This window comes from Sinorhizobium garamanticum, from assembly GCF_029892065.1.
Classification (GTDB): domain Bacteria; phylum Pseudomonadota; class Alphaproteobacteria; order Rhizobiales; family Rhizobiaceae; genus Sinorhizobium; species Sinorhizobium garamanticum.
This window is the reverse complement of sequence record NZ_CP120375.1, coordinates 70,878-91,399: the sequence shown is the minus strand read 5'-3', so window position 1 is coordinate 91,399 and position 20,522 is coordinate 70,878. Positions and strand designations below refer to the sequence as shown.

16 protein-coding genes and 6 pseudogenes are annotated in these 20,522 nt (G+C 58.3%); 20 read left to right on the top strand and 2 right to left on the bottom strand.

All coding sequences use genetic code 11. The annotated features are described in order from the left end of the window. The first annotated feature begins 5 nt into the window (after positions 1-5). The 19 genes and pseudogenes from PZN02_RS29640 to PZN02_RS29550 all read left to right on the top strand — a co-directional run bounded on the left by PZN02_RS29640 (position 6) and on the right by PZN02_RS29550 (position 17,415). Positions 6-788, top strand: a complete 783-nt coding sequence (locus tag PZN02_RS29640) for a transporter substrate-binding domain-containing protein (protein WP_280663600.1) — start codon at positions 6-8, stop codon at positions 786-788. Between the two features lie 30 nt (positions 789-818). Further along, the gene (locus PZN02_RS29635; protein ID WP_280663599.1) at positions 819-1,799 is read left to right on the top strand and encodes a 3-hydroxyacyl-CoA dehydrogenase NAD-binding domain-containing protein; all 981 of its coding nucleotides are present in this window, start codon (positions 819-821) and stop codon (positions 1,797-1,799) included. Between the two features lie 31 nt (positions 1,800-1,830). Beyond that, positions 1,831-2,484, top strand: a complete 654-nt coding sequence (locus tag PZN02_RS29630; protein ID WP_280663598.1) for an ABC transporter permease subunit — start codon at positions 1,831-1,833, stop codon at positions 2,482-2,484. Then, entirely contained in the window at positions 2,484-3,161 is a 678-nt protein-coding gene (locus tag PZN02_RS29625; RefSeq protein ID WP_280663597.1) for an ABC transporter permease subunit, read from the top strand. Before PZN02_RS29630 ends, PZN02_RS29625 begins: the two co-directional genes overlap by 1 nt. 136 nt (positions 3,162-3,297) lie before the next feature. Continuing rightward, a complete protein-coding gene (locus tag PZN02_RS29620) occupies positions 3,298-3,996 on the top strand; it encodes a CoA transferase subunit A (protein WP_280663596.1) in 699 nt (232 codons plus the stop codon). Between the two features lie 20 nt (positions 3,997-4,016). Then, on the top strand, positions 4,017-4,646 hold the full coding sequence (locus PZN02_RS29615; protein ID WP_280663595.1) for a 3-oxoacid CoA-transferase subunit B: 630 nt from the start codon (positions 4,017-4,019) through the stop codon (positions 4,644-4,646). A gap of 71 nt (positions 4,647-4,717) precedes the next feature. Beyond that, on the top strand, positions 4,718-5,899 hold the full coding sequence (locus tag PZN02_RS29610; RefSeq protein WP_280663594.1) for an acetyl-CoA C-acetyltransferase: 1,182 nt from the start codon (positions 4,718-4,720) through the stop codon (positions 5,897-5,899). 30 nt (positions 5,900-5,929) lie between these two features. Continuing rightward, positions 5,930-6,625, top strand: a pseudogene (bcoG, locus tag PZN02_RS29605) (3-dehydrocarnitine:acetyl-CoA trimethylamine transferase BcoG); the annotation flags it as partial. A 92-nt stretch (positions 6,626-6,717) separates the two neighbouring features. Further along, positions 6,718-8,256 (top strand): annotated as a pseudogene (locus PZN02_RS29600) (carnitine 3-dehydrogenase). 290 nt (positions 8,257-8,546) lie between these two features. Beyond that, positions 8,547-8,954: pseudogene (locus tag PZN02_RS29595) on the top strand (CoA transferase subunit A); the annotation flags it as partial. Positions 8,955-9,647: 693 nt separating this feature from the next. After that, a complete protein-coding gene (locus PZN02_RS29590) occupies positions 9,648-10,601 on the top strand; it encodes an IS481 family transposase (protein ID WP_280663592.1) in 954 nt (317 codons plus the stop codon). 44 nt (positions 10,602-10,645) lie between these two features. Continuing rightward, complete coding sequence (locus PZN02_RS29585) at positions 10,646-11,407, top strand: response regulator transcription factor (RefSeq protein ID WP_280663591.1); 762 nt, start codon at positions 10,646-10,648, stop codon at positions 11,405-11,407. 726 nt (positions 11,408-12,133) lie between these two features. Beyond that, a complete protein-coding gene (locus PZN02_RS29580) occupies positions 12,134-12,682 on the top strand; it encodes an ATP-binding cassette domain-containing protein (protein WP_342394746.1) in 549 nt (182 codons plus the stop codon). A gap of 32 nt (positions 12,683-12,714) precedes the next feature. Continuing rightward, positions 12,715-12,932: pseudogene (locus PZN02_RS29575) on the top strand (3-keto-5-aminohexanoate cleavage protein); the annotation flags it as partial. After that, positions 12,933-13,383: pseudogene (locus tag PZN02_RS29570) on the top strand (UPF0262 family protein); the annotation flags it as partial. Between the two features lie 246 nt (positions 13,384-13,629). Beyond that, positions 13,630-14,430 (top strand): 3-hydroxybutyrate dehydrogenase, encoded by an 801-nt coding sequence (locus PZN02_RS29565; RefSeq protein WP_280663590.1) that lies wholly within the window; start codon positions 13,630-13,632, stop codon positions 14,428-14,430. 87 nt (positions 14,431-14,517) lie between these two features. Continuing rightward, on the top strand, positions 14,518-14,946 hold the full coding sequence (locus PZN02_RS29560; protein ID WP_280663589.1) for an acyl-CoA thioesterase: 429 nt from the start codon (positions 14,518-14,520) through the stop codon (positions 14,944-14,946). Positions 14,947-15,037: 91 nt separating this feature from the next. After that, complete coding sequence (locus tag PZN02_RS29555) at positions 15,038-16,051, top strand: IS110 family RNA-guided transposase (protein ID WP_280663588.1); 1,014 nt, start codon at positions 15,038-15,040, stop codon at positions 16,049-16,051. 302 nt (positions 16,052-16,353) lie between these two features. Beyond that, positions 16,354-17,415 carry an IS110 family RNA-guided transposase gene (locus tag PZN02_RS29550; protein WP_280663763.1) on the top strand — a complete coding sequence of 354 codons (1,062 nt, stop codon included), beginning with the start codon at positions 16,354-16,356 and terminating at the stop codon, positions 17,413-17,415. Positions 17,416-18,083: 668 nt separating this feature from the next. Here the strand turns inward: PZN02_RS29550 and PZN02_RS29545 are convergent. Then, entirely contained in the window at positions 18,084-19,106 is a 1,023-nt protein-coding gene (locus PZN02_RS29545; protein ID WP_280663587.1) for an IS110 family RNA-guided transposase, read from the bottom strand. A gap of 105 nt (positions 19,107-19,211) precedes the next feature. Between PZN02_RS29545 and PZN02_RS29540 the strand changes: the two are divergent. Then, a pseudogene (locus PZN02_RS29540) lies at positions 19,212-19,653 on the top strand (transposase); the annotation flags it as partial. 453 nt (positions 19,654-20,106) lie between these two features. On the opposite strand, the gene PZN02_RS29535 reads toward PZN02_RS29540, so the two are convergent. Further along, the gene (locus PZN02_RS29535) at positions 20,107-20,445 is read right to left on the bottom strand and encodes a LysR family transcriptional regulator (protein ID WP_280663586.1); all 339 of its coding nucleotides are present in this window, start codon (positions 20,443-20,445) and stop codon (positions 20,107-20,109) included. Positions 20,446-20,522 lie beyond the last annotated feature (77 nt).

Below are 20,522 nucleotides of genomic sequence, written 5' to 3'. Positions count from 1 at the left end.
GGCTTATGAAAATCCAAAAGCTTCTGATACTGGTCGGAATGGCGGCAAGCCTTGCGATGGCAACACAGGTTGCGAGCGCCAAGGATACGCTGAAGGTCGGCATGGATCCGCTCTACGAACCATTCTCGTTCCAAACGCCTGACGGGAAACTGACTGGCTTTGACTACGAGGTTTCGAGCGCGTTGTGCGAGGCCATCGACGTTACTTGCGATATCCAAGCGATCCCATACGACGGATCTATCCCGGCACTGCAGTCAGGGAAGATCGACGTGTTGATCAACACCTACTCAATGACAAAGGAGCGCATGGAAAAGTTCACCATGGTAGGGCCATATATTCGGCCAACTTTCCGTCTGATAGTCCCAGCTAATTCTAAGATCGATGGTAGTGAGGCATCTCTAAAAGGCAAAACCATCGGCCTTGAAAAAGGCGCGGCTCCGACGATCCGCTATGCCAACGACAAATTCGCAAAATTTGCGACGATCCAGCTGTATGACCAGATCAACGAGGCCATTCTAGAGCTCGGTACAGGTCGAGTTGATGCTGTATTCGGCGACGAGAACCAGCTTTTTTACGCGTATGTGAAGAAGCAACCTGGCCAATATAAAATGTCTGGCGAAAGTGTTCGCAACCCGGATTACTTCGGTCAGGGTCAAGGCTTCATCCTGCGCAAAGGCGACGAAAAATTGGCTGAGAGGCTCAAAACTGCTCTCGACACGATCGTTAAGAGCGGGAAGCACGATCAGATTTCTCAAAAGTACTTCGGCAAAAACATTCTCGGAAACTAATCGTACAGCATAACTCAAATTGAGGTCGACATGGGTACGCAGCTTTCAGAACATTGCTTTAAGAGCGTTGTTTGTATAGGCGCTGGAAATATCGGAGCTGGATGGGCCGCGCACTTCATGAGAGCAGGGCTGGACGTCATAGTTTACGACCCGGTAGCCGAGCGAAAGGAGTGGCTTGACGGTTATCTGATGAGGGCCATGCCTGCGTTGGAGCAGCTAGGGCTATCACCGGACGCAGGCTTAGAACGGGTAAGATTCACTACGAACTTGGAGGATGCGCTTAGCGGTGCCAAGTTTATCCAAGAGAGCTCGCCGGAGGTCCTTAACCAGAAGAAAGACCTCTTCCAGAAAATGACCGACATTGCACCGCGTGATGCGATTATCGCATCGAGCTCAGCGGGCTTCCTAGCAAAAGACTTGAGATCGATGGCTAAGGGCCCAGAGCGGATTATCATCGGTCACCCGTTCAATCCACCATACCTTATACCCTTGGTCGAGATCGCGGGAGGTGAGGAAGCGTCAAACGCAGCGAACACTGCGGCAGCCTTCTACAATTCAACCGGATGCGAAGTTGTCGAACTTAAGCGCGAGATCGAAGGTTACATTGGGAACCGTATCCAGGCGGCAGTTCTCAAGGAAATATTCTATATTTATTCGCAGGGCGTGGCTGATTTGGACACAATAGACCGGGCGATCGCAACTGGGCCAGCGATTAGGTGGGCCGTGATGGGCCCTTCGAGTGTGTTTTATCTGGGGACACAACGTCCGGACATGTATGAGGGTTTCGTCAAAGGGTTGGTAGACGAAATCAAAGGCGGCTTCGTCGCGGACTCAGAGTTCGATATAGATGAACCGTTGATTGCGGCCTATGCAAGGGAAGTACAGCAGAAAATCGGATCGAATGGCCAAACTCCTCTTCTCGATCGTAGAAACGCAGGCGTCATTGCGCTTCGTAAGGCCCTCGAACTTATAGCGGAGAAGCGCGAGCACGGCTCAACCGGGATTAGCTGAGACATCAAGCACGTGACGAAGGTAGCTCCTCGTGAACACTACGGCAGACTATCTACCATATTTGACCCAAGGGATTATCCCATCTGTTGCTTTGGGAGCTTCTTCGTTCATAGCGGCAGCCGCGATCGGATTGATGCTGGCACTCATCCGTGACCACTCATCGGCGCTCGTCAAGCTTCTTATATCTATCTACATCAGCGTATTCCGCGCTCTCCCGGAATTGCTGACTATCCTACTCACGTACTACGGTTCGATTGCGTTCACTCGTTCGGTCGGCATCCCAGATCTGAGCCCATTCGCTGCAGCGCTACTTGCCTTCGGAGTACAGATTGGCTCTTACGCCTGTCAAATCTTCTCGGACGCGTATCGAGCGGTTCCCCGCGGCTTACTAGAAGCGGCGCACGCTGTGGGAATGCCGGGACATCTCATCAATACTCGGATCGCGATTCCACTGATGCTCCGTTTGGCTGCCCCTAGTCTCGGAAGTTTGCTGTTGGTGGTGATCAAGTTAACGGCAATCGCTTCTGCTATCGGTGTAACCGAACTAACTCGTCGGGCGCAGATCGTTGTGGGTGCGACCCAGGATCCGCTAGCTGCCTTTGGTTACGCGGCGGCTATTTACTTGGCAATCGCTGCGATTCTGACCATCTTCCAACGTCGGCTCGAGACTGCGAAGCAACTGTGATGTTTGATCTTCTTTTACATTCTGAACTCTGGCTCGCGGTCTCGCGCGGGATACCAGTGACCATCGCGCTCACGATGCTTTCCATGATCTTCGGACTGGCCTTAGGCACCGGTGTGGCGGTACTCGTCAACAGCGATAAGCTCGTGTTGAAATGGGCTGGCGAAGCATTCACGTTCTCGTTTCGGGCAATCCCGCTTCTGACACTGCTCTACTTCTTATATTACGGCTTGCCGAAAGTCGACTTCATCCGACACGGGCCACTTTGGGAGGTATTCTTCAGGTATTCGTTCGCAATCGCCGTCCTTGGGTTTAGCCTGAACAACGCAGCATATCTGGCAGAAGTCATCCGAGGCGGGATCAAGTCAGTAACACGAGGCCAAGTCGAGGCATGTATGGCTGTGGGAATGAGTGAAGGGACGGCTCTTCAGCGCGTGGTGCTTCCGATTGCATTCCGCAACTCGGTCATGACGATTGGGAACGAGCTGGTATTCACCCTCAAAGCCACTTCGCTCGCAAGTGCAATTGCCGTCTCCGACGTTTTGAACAACGCGAGAACTTACGGGAGGATTTTCTCTGACAATATCTCCCCCTATGTCGCCGCCGCTGTTTTCTACCTGATCATGGTCGGCATTATCGATATAGGGCTCGCTGCGATCAGAAAACGAGCAGCTATGTAAGTCGCCAATAGGGAAGTCCTCGCCGAACTAGCGTCAAGCCATCGCGGCGTGTTCTGCGAGCCGGTCCGGATGGATTGCGTTTGCCACGCGTCCGGCGATGAGCGTGCCTGATGAGAAACTAGATTGGAGTGATGACATGCAAAAGGTATTCAGCAGCCCTGCTTTAGCTCTCGACGGGCTACTGTACGACGGGATGTTTATCGCGGCTGGTGGCTTCGGCCTCTGCGGCATTCCGGAACTCTTGATCGATGCTATCCGTGAGGCGGGTACAAAGGACCTGACGATTGCCTCGAACAATTGCGGCGTCGACGATTTCGGGCTTGGCGTGCTTTTGAAGACGAAACAGATCCGGAAGATGATCTCGTCCTATGTCGGCGAGAATGCCGAGTTCATGCGGCAGTATCTGAGCGGCGAACTGGAGCTCGAGTTCAACCCGCAGGGGACGCTCGCCGAACGCATGCGGGCAGGGGGCGCGGGGATCGCCGGCTTCTACACCAAGACTGGCGCCGGCACGGTGGTTGCCGAGGGTAAGGAGGTGAAGACTTTAAATGGCGAGACCTATGTGCTCGAGACCGGCATCGTCGCTGACCTTTCGATCGTCAAGGCCTGGAAGGCAGATACGACAGGCAACCTCGTCTTCCGCAAGACGGCCCGCAACTTCAATCCGCCGGCCGCCACCTGCGGCAAGATTTGCGTGGCAGAGGTCGAGGAGATCGTGCCGGCCGGCAGCCTCGATCCTGATTACATCCACGTGCCGGGGATCTATGTGCATCGCCTGATCCAAGGTCAGCACGAGAAACGCATCGAACAGCGCACGACGCGCGCGGCGGCTTAAGGGAGCGGGAGGAGGGAGGCATGGCGTGGGACAGAAACCAGATGGCAGCGCGGGCTGCCCGCGAACTTCAAGACGGCACTTACGTCAATCTCGGCATCGGCATTCCGACGCTTGTGGCCAACTACATTCCCGAGGGCGTGCATGTGACGCTGCAGTCGGAGAACGGTCTGCTCGGCATCGGCCCCTTCCCAACCGAAGACAATATTGACGCCGACCTGATCAATGCTGGCAAGCAGACGGTGACGGCACTGCCGCATTCGGCCTTCTTCGACTCGGCGCAAAGCTTCGCGATGATCCGCGGCGGCAAGATCGCCATGGCCATCCTCGGCGCCATGGAAGTGGCCGAGAACGGTGACCTCGCCAACTGGATGATCCCCGGCAAGCTGGTCAAGGGCATGGGCGGCGCCATGGACCTGGTCGCCGGCGTCAAGCGTGTGGTCGTCGTCATGGACCACACCAATAAGGCGGGCGAATCCAAGGTGCTGAAGGCCTGCACGCTGCCGCTGACCGGCAAAAGCGTAGTCGACCGGATCATCACCAACCTTGGCGTTCTCGATGTCGTCGATGGCGGCCTGAAGCTGGTCGAACTTGCCGAAGGCGTCACCGACGCCGAGATCCGCAGCGCCACCGAGGCGACAATCGTCAACTAAGCCCGGCCGTCTTTTCCGAAAAACTGGAGCCGGTAGTCTGCCGGCTTCGCAGGACAATAGAGGAGATTACCTTGAGCATCCCATCGATCGTCATCGCCAGCGCCGCGCGCACCCCCGTCGGATCCTTCAACGGCGCGTTCGCAAATACGCCCGCGCACGATTTGGGCGCAACAGCTATCAAGGCGGTGCTCGAACGGGCGGGCGTCGAGGCGGGAGAAGTGGACGAGGTGATCCTCGGCCAGGTCCTGCAGGCGGGCGAGGGCCAGAACCCGGCGCGTCAGGCGGCGATGCAGGCCGGCATTCCGCAGGAAAGGACCGCCTGGGGAATGAACCAGCTCTGCGGCTCGGGCCTGCGTGCAGTGTCACTCGGCATGCAGCAGATTGTCACCGGCGATGCGAAGATCATCGTCGCTGGCGGCCAGGAGAGCATGTCCATGGCGCCGCACTGCGCGCACTTACGCAGCGGCACTAAGATGGGCGACATGAAGATGATCGACACGATGATCAAGGATGGCCTGACCGACGCCTTCCACGGTTATCACATGGGCATCACCGCAGAGAACATTGCCCGCCAGTTTCAGCTGACCCGCGAAGAGCAGGACCAGTTCGCCCTCGCCTCGCAGAACAAGGCGGAAGCGGCGCAGAAGGCCGGCCGCTTTGCCGACGAGATCATTCCCTTCATCGTCAAGACCCGCAAGGGTGATGTCGTCGTCGATCAGGACGAATATATCCGCCACGGCGCCACGCTCGACAGCATGACCAAGCTTCGGCCCGCCTTCGACAAGGAGGGCACGGTCACGGCTGGCAACGCCTCCGGCATTAACGACGGTGCAGCCGCCACGCTGTTGATGACGGAGCAGGAAGCGGCACGCCGCGGCATCGCACCGCTCGCCCGCATTGTCTCCTGGGCAACCGCTGGTGTCGATCCGAAGATCATGGGCACGGGTCCGATCCCGGCCTCGCGCAATGCGCTGGAGAAAGCCGGCTGGAAAATTGGCGATCTCGATATCGTGGAAGCGAATGAAGCCTTCGCTGCCCAGGCCTGCGCGGTCAACAAGGACCTTGGCTGGGATCCGTCCATCGTCAACGTCAATGGTGGCGCGATTGCCATCGGCCATCCGATCGGCGCCTCCGGCGCCCGCGTGCTCAACACGCTGCTCTACGAGATGAAGCGCCGCTCGGCCAGAAAAGGTCTTACTACCCTCTGTATCGGCGGCGGCATGGGCATCGCGATGTGTGTCGAAGCATTGTGAGGGAAGGGCAGTGCCATGACGGGCGCCGAGTATCGTCTCTGCGATGATCGTATCCGCCAGGCAGACACCGACATTGTTTTGAATATTACCGCAGGGATGGGCGGCGATCTCATCTTCGGTAGTGTGGAGCAGCCGTTCCCAGTCGGGCCGAACTGTGACGTCGTTGGGGCTTCGGAAAGGTTTGCGCACGTTCTTGAATGCGCTCCCGAAATTTGCACGCTTGACAACGGAACAATGAACTTCAACTTCGGCGACTCTGTGATGGCGAATCCGCCAGCGACGCTTCGCGCGATGGCGAAAATGATGACCGACTTCGGCGTTCGCCCCGAAATCGAAGTTTTCGATACCGGACACTTGTGGTTTGCCAAGCAGTTTGTTGAGGAAGGCCTCATTGAAAATCCCGTCCTCGTTCAGCTTTGCATGGGCATCCCGTGGGGCGCGCCGAACGACCTCAGCACCTTCATGGCAATGGTAAACACGATTCCGTCGAACTGGACCTTTTCCGCGTTCGCTATCGGCCGTGATGCGTTGGCATACCCCGCGGCCGCTGTCCTGGCTGGCGGCAATGTGCGTGTCGGCCTTGAAGATAATCTCTACGTTGGAAAGGGCGAATTTGCGACCAACACCGAGTTGGTCGAGCGGGCTGCCAACATCGTCGAAAACATGGGTGCCAGGATCATCGGTCCGGAGGAAGTTCGCCGTAAACTCAAGCTTACGAAGCGGTAATGGGCATCAAACCTCACTTCGGCAGGGCCTCGCGACCTGCTGAAGTGAATGTCCGGAATGATCACACATCTAACTGAGAAAGAGAAACTTCAATGGCTCAAATTACAAAGGCGGCCAGCATTGGCGGCGGTGTCATCGGTGGCGGATGGATCGCCCGCTTCATTTTGGCCGGCATCGACGTCAATGTTTACGATCGCCACCCCGAGGCTAAACGCCTCGTTGGCGAGGTAATAGCAAATGCGGAATACGCCTATACGCTTCTGACAAACGCGCCGCTTCCTAAGAGGGGAGCATTGAACTTTTGCTCCTCTCTTGAGGAGGCTGTTAAGGGCGCCGACTGGATCCAGGAAAGCGTACCTGAGCGACTGGACCTCAAGCGCAGTGTGATCACCCAGATCGATCTCGCCGCCGATCCAGAAGCGTTGATCGGATCTTCGACCTCTGGGCTCATGGCGACTGATCTTCAGAAAGACATGAAGCATCCGGAGCGGATGTTCGTCGCACACCCGTTCAACCCAGTCTACTTGCTGCCGCTTGTTGAGCTCGTTGGCGGTAACCAAACGAAGCGGGCAGCGCTTGACGATGCCAAAGCTCGGTTGACCACCATCGGCATGACCGGGTTGATAATCAACAAAGAGATTGATGCTTTCGTGGCCAACCGGCTCATGGAGGCTTTGTGGCGTGAAGCCCTTTGGTTGATCAAGGATGACATCTGCGACACCGAAACACTAGACAACGTCATTCGATACTCGTTCGGCCTGCGCTGGGCGCAAATGGGCCTGTTCGAGACCTACCGCCTTGCTGGTGGTGAGGCTGGCATGCGCGACTTCCTTTCCAAGTATGGTCCCTGCCTCGCGTGGCCGTGGACCAAACTAACGAATGTCGTTGATCTCGACGCTGAGCTCATCGAGAAGATCGCGAGCCAGTCCGACGCCCAGTCCGGGCAGCGCGGTATTCGAGACCTCGAGCGAATCCGCGACCAGAACCTGGTCGGAATTTTGCAGGCACTGAAAGTAGGAGATGAGGGGCGCGGCTGGGGTGCCGGAAAACTTTTGGCTGACTTCGAAGCCCACCTTTGGAAGATCGCTCCGAAAGCCGACGGCATTTCACGCAGCTAGCCTTTGCGACTTCTTGACGTGAAAGTATCAGCTGCCTGGATCGATTACAACGGCCACATGACGGAATACCGGTACACCCAGTGCTTCGCTGACGCTACCGAGGTATTGCTCCATCAATGCGGAGCCGACATCGACTACATCAAGGGTGGCCATAGCTATTACACCGTCGAAAGTCATGTCCGGCTCCTTGCTGAGGCAAAGCTGGGCGATGCCTTGTATGTCACGGCTCAACTGCTCCCATCCGACGGTAAAAGGATTCATAGCTTCCTGTTGTTGGTCAGAGCGTCCGACGACACGCTCTTGTCCACCTACGAGAGCGTGATGCTTCATGTCTCACTGAAGGAAAAACGGGCAGTCCCGCCGCCGCCCAGCATCATCGAAAAGCTTACGCCGCTTCTTGAGGCACATTCCTCTCTGCCGATGCCTGAAGCAGCGGGGACGCTCGATCGGGGAGAAGCCGGGCCGCGTCTAGCGGCACCGGCAATTGGAAGGTCAAATTGCGAAAAGATCTGACACGACTTATGTCGCCCAAATCCGTCCCCATCCTGGGTGGCCGGTCGGCTGATTTCGTCGCGGAAAATTGCCGGGAAATCGGCTTCCAAGGCCCGCTATTTCGGGTCCATCCCGAAAAAGCGGCCGCAGGCGTAGAGGGGTTTCTGGCAGTCTTGATGCTTTGCCGATTGTACCCGACTGCGCGTTTTAGGGCATCAATCGCGAAGCAACCATCGAGACGGTTCGGCACTTGCGCGAAATCTGCGCCCGTGGGCCAGTTTGCCTGGCGTCCGGGTTTCGAAGACTTGAATGTTGGCGAGAATGCCGAATTCATGCGCCAGTACTTGAGCGGGGGACTGGAGCTGGAGTTCAATCCGCAGGGGACGCTTGCCGAGCGGAAGGGGGCAGGGGGGCCGGTATTGCCGGCTCTACACCAAGACCACCGTTGCCGAGGGCAAGAAGTGAAGACTTTCAATGGCGAGACCTATGTGCTCGAAACCGATTGTCGCGGATCTTTGGATCGTCAAAGCCTGGAACGCTGACACTTCGGGCAATCTCGCCTTCCGCAAGACCGCACGCAATGCAACCCGCCGGCCGCTACCTGCGGCAAGATCTGTGTGGGGGAAGTCGAGGAGACCGTGCCTGTCGGCAGCCTCCACCAGATCCATCTGCCCGGTCTATACGTGCATCGGCTGATCCAGGGTGGGCATTGCCGATAGCTAGCAGATTAAAGCACCATTTTACATCTACTGGCCATCTTTGTCACACCCGCGACAAACCTTGTTAAGCCAATCTCTTACGTTGCATCTAGCTAAATATCTGAAGCGCAATCGCAAAATATTATTTCAACGCGATCAGCCACTTTGGCGCGCGTTTTGAAACTCTTCGATGCGACGCGGCGGGGACTGCCGATCCGCATTCGTATTGCGACTAAGACGCGCCGGCGCCTGCCTCGGCAGGGTGGTCGAGACAGGCGCCGCCGGGAAGAAGCCATCCTCGAGGATGAAGAATAAGACAAGGAAAAATGCCAAAAATGTCGAATGCCGCCGCTGTCCCCGCCGCTCCCCCGACCCGACCAGGCAGCCCTTGCCACTCCCTCGTCAGGTGCCCCGTGCGGCTGCTGCGCGCTCGGGCCGGCCAGTTGCACTGTCTCAGCCTGCACGACGTGCACAGGTTCGGGTTCGAGACTCTATGGAGGTTCGCCCCGCAGTCTTCAGTTTCCGCGGTTGCAGCGCCCGCAGCCGTTAAAGCTATCCGACATGGCGCGGGCGTGATGGACGCGGTTCGACGAAGGAATTCAGTCAGGCCCTGGGGAGACGGGTGCCTAGCTGTGAGCTTTCAGTAGGTTGTCCATCCGGCCCAGACCGGGAAAGCTGAGGTTGTCGAAGCTTCAGTGATTCTCGGAGGACCGGATGAACATCCACAAGAATGCGCGGCTGACGCCGCGCGCTCGAGAGCGAATTGTCAGGCAGGTCGAGAGCGGGCAGACGCCGGAGGCCGTGGCCAAAGCCGCAGGCGTCTGCCTGCGGACCATTCGGAAGTGGATAGACCGATATCGTCGCGAAGGATTGACAGGATTGCATGATCGCTCCTCCCGGCCCCATCGACTGCGCCGGCCGACGCCTGCGGCGATAATCGAAACGATCGAACGGCTGCGCCGCCAGCGCTGGACGGGCAAACAGATCGCCGCTGAGGCCGGCGTCTCGCCAGCGACGGTGAGCCGTATTCTGCGCCGGTTGGGCTTGAATAAGCTGAGCGCGTTGGAGCCGGAGCCCGTGCGCCGCTATGAACGGGAGCATCCCGGCGAACTCATCCATCTTGATATCAAGAAGCTCGGCCGGATCGGCTCTGTCGGACACCGCATTACCGGACGACAAACTGGCATGGTCAACCGTCACACCGGCATCGGCTGGGAGTGCGTCCATGTCTGCATCGACGATGCCTCGCGCGTCGCTTTCGTCCAAGTTATGCCCGACCAGCGCAAGAACAGCGCTGTCGCCTTCCTTGCGGCCGCCGTTGCTTATTACGCCAGTCTCGGCGTCAAAGTGCAGCGCGTGATGACCGACAACGGTTCCTGCTACCGGTCAAAGACTTTCCGGGCAGCCTGCAAGCGTCTCGGCCTGCGCCAGATCTTCACCAGGCCCTATACTCCCAGGACCAACGGGAAAGCCGAGCGCTTCATTCAGACAAGCTTGCGCGAATGGGCCTATGCTCGCGCCTACAACACCTCAGACGAACGCACCGCCGAACTGCCGCGATGGCTTCACCGCTACAATTGGCATAGACCGCATGGCAGTATCGGCTCAAAATCACCCATCAGCCGACTCGGTCTGACCGGGAACAACCTGTTGAGGCTCCACAGCTAACTCACCGACGAAGGGCAATTTGTAATTTGGAGCAGGTAGCGCTGATGAAGCCACGGGTCCTGATCTATTCGCAAGACGTTGAGTTCTATTTAGTCTTCAGCCACATCTTAGCGGTAGACGGCTTCGCGGTTGCTCTGGCCGGCGGCGTGGAGGAGGCGCTTGCATTGGCCGACGAGCGGGAGCTGCAGGCCGTGGTGCTGGACTGTCAGCCGGCGAGCGCGGCAGGTTCAAGCATCTGTGCCCGGCTCAAGCGGGAAGGTCAAAACAGGCCCAAGCTTGTCGTTGCGCTGATCGCCCCCGGGGCCGAAAGCCACCACTTTCATCTCTGGAAGGCCGGCATCGACGAGAGCTTTGTGCGTCCGATGGCGCCAGCCAAACTGCTCGACTACCTGCGAGCGAAGCTGGCGCCGGTGCAGCCGGAATTTAACGGCATTGAAAACGGCAGATCACTCTGCTGTGGCGACCTTGAGATGAGGCTCGATGCGCAGCGGGTTCGCCACAATGGCGATGAGATTCATCTCGGACCGATCGAGTTCAACCTTCTGCGGCATTTTCTTAAAAACCCCGGCAAGGTCTTTAGCCGAGACGAGCTGATCGGCGCGGCCTGGCCGGAGAATATCCATATCGGTGAACGCACCGTTGACGTGCATATTTGCCGTCTCAGGAAGACACTTAGACCGGCCACGCCCATCATCCGCACCATCAGGTCGGCCGGCTACTCGCTTGAGACGTCGGACGGCTTAACTGGCGGCGACGCAGCTATTGATAATTTCTTTGTACTGCGGCGAGATAGCGGGTGCGGATGAGGCGTCGCTGCGTAGCTCGGACTGGCACGATGATCAAGACAATCAACGGGGGCTGTTCTGGTGCTCCCCGGCGGCGTCACAAAAGGCCAGGGGCCGATGAGAGACCTGTCGAAAGCGCCCTGATGAACGACCTGGCCATGGAGTTGCGTTCCCCAACCAACAAACTTGGAACACTCTTCCGAAAAGAATCTTAGATTACCAATGCCTCACAACGAGGGGAAAAGTACCCACGCGGATCGCCTCCTAACAATCGTCTGTGAGAAACAAAGCTACGCCCCATGGCAATTGGCAACCGCCGTCGAGCTGCCGTTGCGTCACAGGACGAGATGCCCAGTTGCGTGGTAGACGAAGAGCACAAAGCTGTCTTTACGTCCTGCAATTCCTCCATGCGCGAGCAAAGCCTGTGCACGCCTCGTGGGTCACTTGTAGGCAGTCGCAGTCTGAGTTGGCAGACTTGTTCGCAAAGGGCACGCCGCCATTCCGATATCCGGCTACGTCGTTTGTGCAAGGGTGAGGGTTGATCCGTTCGCTTTAGGTCGATCATCTCCCCGGTCCTGGAAATGACCATCGACGCGACGCGAGGCTCGGTCTTTGAACTCTTGGCGAGCAGTGGTCTCACGTCAGGAAAATATTTTCCGAATGATTGACCTCGATTCCGATTGCCGTAACCTTTGAAGGCAGAGGGCGGCAAACGCCAAAAAAACAACAGAAACTGGGAGCGAGATCGTGGGAGCGAAGGAACTTGGCGCGGAGAAGGTGCGTCATTCGCAAGTCATCCTCGATGTGCCGGACCACACGGCTGGTGCAACGGTCGGATGTCTGACGCCCAAGGACGTCGGCAGGGTCCAAATCGTCCTTTCCGGCATCGAGAAGAGCTACCGGTCGCTTCGCGTCGTGGGGCCAATCGACCTTGAGGTCCGGGAGTCCGAATTCTTGACCCTTCTCGGACCCTCTGGTTCCGGGAAGACGACAACCTTGATGATGATAGCGGGCCTCCAAACGCCGTCGTCCGGAACGATCGAGATCGACGGGCAGGAACCTGACGAAAGTCCCACCTTACCGCCGCAACCTGATGTTCCAGGACTATGCCTTGTTCCCCCATATGACGGTCGGACAGAACATCGCGTTTCCGCTAAAGCAGCGCCGTGTGTCGAAATCAGCCATCGCGGAACAAGTTCGCGAGGTAGCGGACCGGCCAAACCAACGCTACTGAATTCTAACAAACCGACAACGTCTGACGAGTTTGGTGCTCGGCAATGCGGTGCATTGGGCTGACGACACCCCACGACCATACAAGGAGAAGAGCAATGCCCCGGAACATGAACCGCGAGTTTTTATTACTTGCGCTGTAACCGGTGCTGGTGACACCGCATCGAAGTCCCGACATGTGCCACGTTCGCCGAATGAAATTGCAGACGCCTCTATCGAAGCTCGCCAAGGCAGGTGCTGCAGTCGTCCATATCCATGTTCGTGATCCGGAGACGGGGGCCCGTCTCGCCGAAACGATCTCTACAAGGAAGTCACTGTCGCACTCGACTGCGCATTTAAGACCCGGGACGCGCGCGTGGAGCGTGAACAGGCGCTCGCGATCATCGATCTTCTTGAGTCTAACAGCTTCACGCCGATAGGGCATGACGGCGGGCCCCTATCGTCTCAAGATCGGGCACTGCACGCTACCGACAACAATGGCGTGCATGTCGTCAGCCATTATGTCTCGCTGACGCCATGCCGGCGGCTGCTCAAGGACTACACCCGTATCTGCGAGAGCTATTACGATGCGATGTGCCGGCCACGGCCAGAGCGCTTGGAGGCGATCGACATGGGCCGACGTGGCATCCACAACGAAGCGGCCGAGCTGTTGAGAGAGCGTCTCTCGATAAAGGTCCGTATCGACCAAGGACACGGCGCGTCGCCTGTTCACGGTGATCTACGCGCTCATCGCACGCAATCCCGAACATCGGATTCTGTCGAGTTGAACAGCTATGCGACCACTGCCCGCAAGCCGGTTGGTGGCCAGCGCCCTATCATCAATCTTTAGGCGGCGTAGAGCCGCCTCAGAGAACTTCCGAGCGTCGCAGCAGCCGTGAATGTCCGTAGCAAAGTACGTCCACGACCACCTTCCACTCATTCGAAGCCTAGATGTATTTATAACGGAAAAGTGCTAATTTTTAGGTTTTAACCTTGCTAGCTTCGATCAGGCTACTGCACACCTCGGAGCGAAAATGAGTTTCCCTGCTTTCAAATCGTTGCCCGGACGTACCGTCCTCGTGACAGGGTCGACTATCGGTATGGGTCAGAACATTGCACGGGCGTTCGCGCGATCTGGTGCACGCGTGGCGATACACGGGTTGGGTGAACCAGCTGAATTGAAAAGTTTTGTAGACGAGCTAACTACCATCAGCGGGCAATCGAGTGTTCACTTCGATCACGATCGTTCAAATGCCCGGCAAGGCGCGCAACTCGTCGAAGCTGCGATATCGCAGTTCGGCGGTATCGACATTCTCATCAACAATGCCGGCGTTCAATTCGTGAGCGACATCGAAGACTTCCCTGCGGACCAGTGGGATCGTTTGCTCTCCGTCAACCTCGGCGCCGCGTTCCACGCCACCAAGGCCGCACTGCCCGGTATGAAGAAAAATGGTTGGGGCCGCGTGATCAACACCGCTTCGACCTCGGCCCTGGAGGGCGCGGTGCGGAAAGCGGCTTACGTGGCCGCGAAACATGGAATTTTCGGGCTGACGCGTACCGTCGCCTTGGAATGCGCGGAGCACGGTGTTACCTGCAACGCCATTTGCCCCGGCTGGGTATACACCCCATTGGCTGCGGCACAGTTCGCTGCGAAGGCGGCTGCACTTGGGCTATCCGAAGAGGAAACGGTGAAGCAGCATTTCCTCAACGAAATGCCTACAAAGCGCTTCGTGCATCCCGACGAGGTGGCTGCAACAATGCTCTTTCTGTGCTCGGATATGGCGTGCTCCATCACGGGCATCGCACTCCCGGTCGATGGCGGACTCCTTGCCTGAGTCTTCGTTCAGGTCGGCTTCGATCGCTGCGGCGTCGATGCATGCTCAACAACAATGATCCGCAAATGAGATGAGGAGGACACCGATATGGTGATCAATACCATGAAAGCGGTCGTGCATCCTTGGCAATGCGATGCCATGGGCCACATGAATGTTCGATATTACACGGCGATATTCGACGATGCATCCGGCCACCTCCTGAGCGCGATTGCGCCAACTTGCGAGCAGTCACCGACCTCGGAGATTGGCTGGGCCGATGTGCGCCATGTCGTGGATTTCAAAGAGGAAGCTAAGTGGGGCCAACTACTCAACGTCACTTCATCAGTTACGAAGGTTGGCCGCTCGTCACTGTCGTTTCGACACGTCATGAGCGGGGCGGCGGGTGAAATCCATGCGACAATGGAGATCGTGACCGTCATGTTCGATCTTAAGCTCAGGAAGCCGGTAGTTTTGCCCGACGACTTCCGGCAGGCTGCCGAGCGCTTGGTGGTCTCGAACGCCAGCGCAACTTCATAGGTCTAGGGTAAGCGATGGGGTGGACGCCCCCACTCGACGGCATCGATGTGCCAGAATGGTTGCGTTGGAACCATGAAAGAGGGAAGCGTCCATGGAAAAGATTAGCATGATCGGCCTGGATTTGGCGAAGAGAACGATCCAGGTGCATGCAGCCGGAGCTGACGGCACGGTGATTTCGCGCCGAAAGGTGTCGAGTGGCAAACTACTGCAATTCCTGACGAACATCGAACCTTGCACGGTTGCGATGGAAGCTTGCGCTGGCAGCCATCATTGGGGTCGTGAGATTGCGAAGCTTGGGCACCAGGTCAAATTAATCGCACCGGTCTATGTGAAGCCTTTCGTCAAACGGCAGAAGAATGATGCTGCCGACGCGGAGGCGATCTGCGAAGCGGCCCTTCGTCCGGCGATGCGTTTCGTAGCCGTTAAGAGTGCCGCAAAGCAGGCCTCTGCGACGGTGTTCAAAGTTCGTGACTTGCTGGTTCGGCAGAAGACTCAGATCATCAACGCCTTGCGCGGTCACCTGGCCGAGTTCGGATTGGTCGCGCCGTCCCGCGCATGTCGGCACCCTGATTGCTGCCGTCGAAGATCCACGCGGCGCATTGCCGGAGAAGCACGATCGCCATGCCTGGCGTTGATCTCCACGTTGCGCTCACTCGTCGACAAGGTGCGAGAGCTGGATCAGGAGATTGCTCGCAGAGCGCGACGGGACGATGTTGCCAAACGATTGATGACCATACCTGGAGTGGGCCCCGTCATCGCGACGGCTCTTGAGGCGCTTGCTCCGCCAGCAGAGACCTTCACGCGCGGCAGAGATTTCTCCGCCTGGATGGGACTGACGCCGCGCCAGCATTCGACCGGAGGAAAAGCCCGGCTCGGCAAGACCTCAAAGATGGGACAGCGCGACCTTCGAAGATTGCTCATCATTGGGGCGTCGGCGGTTGTGCGATGGGCATCGCGACATGGAGCTCCGGAAGGGTCATGGCTATCACGCATGATCGGCAGAAAGCCGCCGATGCTGATCACGGTCGCGCTCGCCAATCGAATAGCCCGTGTCGCCTGGGCTCTAATGGCCAAGGGTGGTCGCTACGAGGTGGCGGCAGCATGAGCTCAGCTTTGGCGGAAAGGTTGCACTGACCGCCATCGCGAATGTGAGCAGGTCGAATGAAGGATATGGACAAACGGTCATCGAGACGGGGTCAGGAAAACCAGCCCACCGGACGGCACTTCGAGTGCGAGTAAGCGTGTTGGACCTGATCCGCAGACTCCCATATAGGCCCGCGGCCTTTGAACGTCGCAATCAGAGGCCGGACACACGTCAGCACCCGACCACATTGTTTATGCCGACAGAAGATTTTGCTTGCATTCGTGGGGGCAATGGTATGGACCCCGCCCTCGCGGCGAGGTGGAATCTCGAACGTCAACTGCGATGAAGGAGGATGTCATGCAGGTCGGATAGGTCTCGATTTGGCGAAGTATGTCTTCGAGGTTCACGGCGTCGACAAGCACGGGAATGTCGTTGTGCGAAAGAGGCTGCGTCGCGATGCGGTGGCCCGCTTCTTCGCCAATTTGCCGGCGTGTCTGGTCGGCATGGAGGCTTCGAACGGGGCGCATTATTGGGCTCGCGTGCTCACCGCGCTTGGCCATCAGGTGCGGCTGATCAGCCCTCAGTTCGTGACCCCATACGTCAAGTCGAACAAGAACGACCGCAACGATGCAGAAGCCATCTGTGAAGCGGCCGGCCGGCCGTCCATGCGCTTCGTGCCGCCGAAATCCGTTGAACAGTTGGCCGTGCAGGCCGTCCATCGCGTTCGCCGTCGCCTGGTATCGGATCGGGTCAAGCTGGTGAACCAGGTGCGCGGCCTTCTTGCCGAGCACGGCATCGTCATCCCGAGGGACATCACCCAGTTGCGACGTGGCCTCGCCGAGATCATGGCAGGCTGCGATGACGGCCTCAGCGAGCTGGTGCGTTCTCTCATGAGGGATCTGCGGGAGGAATTGGCAGAGCTGGATCGGCGAATTGCATCCTATGATCGCCGGATACGGGAAATCTTCCGCACCAGCGAGCCGCACCAACGCCTCGGCAAGATCGAAGGCATCGGGCCGATAACGGCGACGGCATTGATTGCAGCTGTCGGTGACAGAACCTGCTTCAAGAACGGCCGCCAGTTCGCGGCCTGGCTGGGCCTTGTGCCGAAGCAGCGATCGAGTGGAGGACGGATCCGACTGTTCGGCATCAGCAAACGCGGCGACCGGTATTTGCGCACGCTGATGATCCACGGCGCTCGCGCCGCTCTGGGTCGCGCCGGCGGCAAACAGGATCCGCGGAGCCTCTGGCTCGGCAAGTTGCGGCAACGGCGGCACCCCAATGTCGCGGCGGTCGCGCTCGCCAACACGAATGCGAGGATCGTCTGGTCGATGCTCTCGGGTAATGCCGCCTATCAACCGGACCTATCGGTGAAGGCAGCCTGACGGTCCCGTCGAGAGCGAGAAGGAGGTCCCACCCCGGCAATTGCAGCAAAATGGCAGGAGATGGCGAAACGGTCACCCCGTCGCTTCCCGAACCTGGTGTGTGGACCGGCACGGCTTCGGCCGATGTCTGGGGGCCGATGTCTGGGGGCCGTTGAGGTGGAAGCGGGCGAAACCCCATCGAGGCTCGCGGCGCTGAACATCGAGCCGCATGAAGAAGCCGGATATACGTCAGCAGTTGTGACCATCAACCGGATTCAGCCAACCTGTTGCAATCGGGCGGGGTCCATATACGCTCCACACATCACAAGTTGTCGCTTGGCACGTAAATGTGAGAATGCAGCTGTTTCAGCCGGATGTGGCATTTAAAGATGAGAATCCGACGGGCGGGGTTCTCATGTGTGGAGCGGCCGGTTGTTGCAAGAGAGAAAATCTGTGATGCCGCTCTGGTCGGGTGCAAGCCATGTGTCCGGCCTTCGCGAGGCGGCGCATATGGCCGCAGGCCCTGATGAAGTCCGCGGATCGGGTTCCAATCAAATTAGCGCGCTCGATGCGCCTTGAGAATCTCGCACTGATCCAATCCCCGGTTCGACCGGTTTGCCATCACATCTCATCACCCTCGCTGCCTACCGTCCAGCTTGCTCCTCAGCATTGCCGAACGGCAGATTCCGTTATGCTGCGCCAGCACCCGCGACATAGGTTTGATTGCGTGCCAGCAGGGCCCAGGCGATGCGCGCCGTCTTGTTGGCCAGTGCCACCGAGACCAGCCGAGCCGGCTTATGCGTAAGGAGCTTGGCGGTCCAACTCTTGCTGGCATTGTCCTGGCGCGCCCGACGGATGACCGCCGTGGCTCCGATGACCAGCAAGCGCCGAATATAGCTATCGCCGCGTTTGCTTATGCCGACAAGTTTCTCCTTGCCGCCACTGCTATGCGAGCGCGGCGTTAGACCAAGCCACGCTGCGAAGTAGCGGCCCGAGGAAAATAGCGTCACATCGGGTATTGCCGCCACGATGGCGCTCGCCGTGATCGGCCCGATACCGGGGATGACAGCCAACCGCCGGCTTGCCGCACTGTTCCGATGCCAGGTCAAGATCTGCTCTTCGATCTTTTCGATTTCGCTCGCCACGACGCGCATTTGAGTGATCAATCCATGCAGCGCCCTGCGCGCCAATGTGGGCAGATTGTCTTGCGGCGCATGAAAAGCTTCGATCGCCGCTTTCACGCCGGCGGTCCCTTGCGCGGCGATGATGCCGAATTCAGCGAGGTGTCCGCGTAGGGCGTTGATCAACATGGTGCGCTGGCGGACCAAGAGGTCGCGGGTTTTGTGCAGCATCAGCACGCCCTGCTGTTCCATGCTCTTGACCGCGACGAAGCGCATCGTTGGCCGTGTCACGGCCTCGCAGATCGCCTCGGCGTCGGCCGCATCGGTCTTGCCGCGCTTGACATAGGCTTTCACGTAGGCTGGCGGCATCAGGCGAACCGTGTGACCGAGCTTGCTCAATTCACGGCCCCAATGATGAGCCGTCGCACACGCCTCGATGCCGATCAGGCAGGGATGAAGGCTCGCGAAGAATTTCATCACCTCGCCGCGGCGCAATGGCTTACGGACGACTACCTTGCCGCATGCGTCGATGCCGTGAACCTGGAAGATGTTTTTGGCAAGGTCGAGTCCGATTGTAACAATCTCGTTCATGGAGTGGCTCCTTTCCCATGTTTCTCACAACAGCGATGCTAGACGCCGTCGGGAGGCCGCTCCACCCCATCAAATTAATTGCAACTGCGAAGATGCCACCGAACGGTGCTGTCGGCTGTCGCGGCGATCGACGCAGACATTAAGAAGATGGCCAGGGTCTCAGGCGCATGCCGCCGGCTGATGCCATTCCCGGCGTTGGCCAGCTCACTGCACTCGCCTTCACGGCCGCCGTCGATGATCCTGGGCGCTTCCGCCGGTCTCGCGACATCGGCGCCTATCTCGGCTGGTGCCGCGTCGTTATCAATCGGGCGAGGTCGATTATACCGGCAGCATCTCAAAACCCGGCGACCGGCGGATGCGAACTCTGCTTTACGAGGCGGCAAACGTCATGCTGACGCGCTACAAGGGCCCGCTGAAATTGAAGGATTGGGCGTTGGCGCTCGCCGAGAGGTCGACGATGCGAAAGGCCCGGATTGCGCTTGCCTCGCGGCGGGCCATCATCATGCATGCGACGCTGCGGCACGGCACCGAGTTCAAAGCCGCGTAGCCGCCGATCGCCCAGACAGGAGACCGAAACGAGCTCCCGAGCGGAGCGACGCCCAGGCAGGGAATGGATGACGGCGCCGATTCTGTAGCATGCGGTCCAGCCAGATCGGCCGACTGCGCTTTCAACCAAGCCGCTCCATACCCCAGCTTACCCCATCAAGTGCCACACGAGCACGCAGAGAACCCAGGCACCCGAAAGCGTCGACAACGCTCATAACCGAGCCGCCGCCCTTGACCCATTAGAGAACACTATCGGTTGAAAGCGGCCGTAAAGGCTTAGAGCCAAAGGCGAACCTCAGAGTGGCTCACAGCGTTTCCTTGCGGCTGAAGACCTCGGTCAAAAAGTCGATGAACACTCCGATCTTCTGAGGACATAACGTCGCTGGGCATAGAAGGCGAAGAGAGGAATCGCTCAGCGGTCCGACCCGGACGGCGACGTCGAAGTGCTCCCCGATTAGGCGACCAATCGATTGCCAAGGTCCATCGATATGTCAAGCTGTGGGTATCGCCGCTTAAACTCAGGGAGGACGGGTGCCAAGCATTCGTTGCCGAAGGCCGTCACGCAGGAGACGCGCAGTCGGCCACGGTGCGTTTCGTGGCGATCGCGTACCGCGCTCCGCATCACGTCGAGTTCTTCCAACAGGCCCGAGCTCTTCTGCACAAACTCTGTGCCGGCCTCAGTCAGGTTGAGCTGCCTGGTGGTCCGATTGAAAAGACGCACACCAAGATCAGCCTGTAGTTCAGCAACAATGCGGCTCACCCGAGGAAGCGGATATGCGCAGGTCTCATCCATCTGCCATTCTTTCGAGAGGGCAAATCAATGTTTCTCACTTTGCGCCCATTAACACGAAAAGTGGATTGATGCATCAA

Bases quoted from the DNA above. Each gene is read 5' to 3' on its own strand.
- PZN02_RS29640 (WP_280663600.1), top strand. From the start codon at position 6: ATGAAAATCCAAAAGCTTCTGATACTGGTCGGAATGGCGGCAAGCCTT.
- PZN02_RS29635 (WP_280663599.1), top strand. From the start codon at position 819: ATGGGTACGCAGCTTTCAGAACATTGCTTTAAGAGCGTTGTTTGTATA.
- PZN02_RS29625 (WP_280663597.1), top strand. From the start codon at position 2,484: ATGTTTGATCTTCTTTTACATTCTGAACTCTGGCTCGCGGTCTCGCGC.
- PZN02_RS29620 (WP_280663596.1), top strand. From the start codon at position 3,298: ATGCAAAAGGTATTCAGCAGCCCTGCTTTAGCTCTCGACGGGCTACTG.
- PZN02_RS29615 (WP_280663595.1), top strand. From the start codon at position 4,017: ATGGCGTGGGACAGAAACCAGATGGCAGCGCGGGCTGCCCGCGAACTT.
- PZN02_RS29590 (WP_280663592.1), top strand. From the start codon at position 9,648: ATGAACATCCACAAGAATGCGCGGCTGACGCCGCGCGCTCGAGAGCGA.
- PZN02_RS29585 (WP_280663591.1), top strand. From the start codon at position 10,646: ATGAAGCCACGGGTCCTGATCTATTCGCAAGACGTTGAGTTCTATTTA.
- PZN02_RS29565 (WP_280663590.1), top strand. From the start codon at position 13,630: ATGAGTTTCCCTGCTTTCAAATCGTTGCCCGGACGTACCGTCCTCGTG.
- PZN02_RS29560 (WP_280663589.1), top strand. From the start codon at position 14,518: ATGGTGATCAATACCATGAAAGCGGTCGTGCATCCTTGGCAATGCGAT.
- PZN02_RS29555 (WP_280663588.1), top strand. From the start codon at position 15,038: ATGGAAAAGATTAGCATGATCGGCCTGGATTTGGCGAAGAGAACGATC.
- PZN02_RS29545 (WP_280663587.1), bottom strand. From the start codon at position 19,106: ATGAACGAGATTGTTACAATCGGACTCGACCTTGCCAAAAACATCTTC.
- PZN02_RS29535 (WP_280663586.1), bottom strand. From the start codon at position 20,445: ATGGATGAGACCTGCGCATATCCGCTTCCTCGGGTGAGCCGCATTGTT.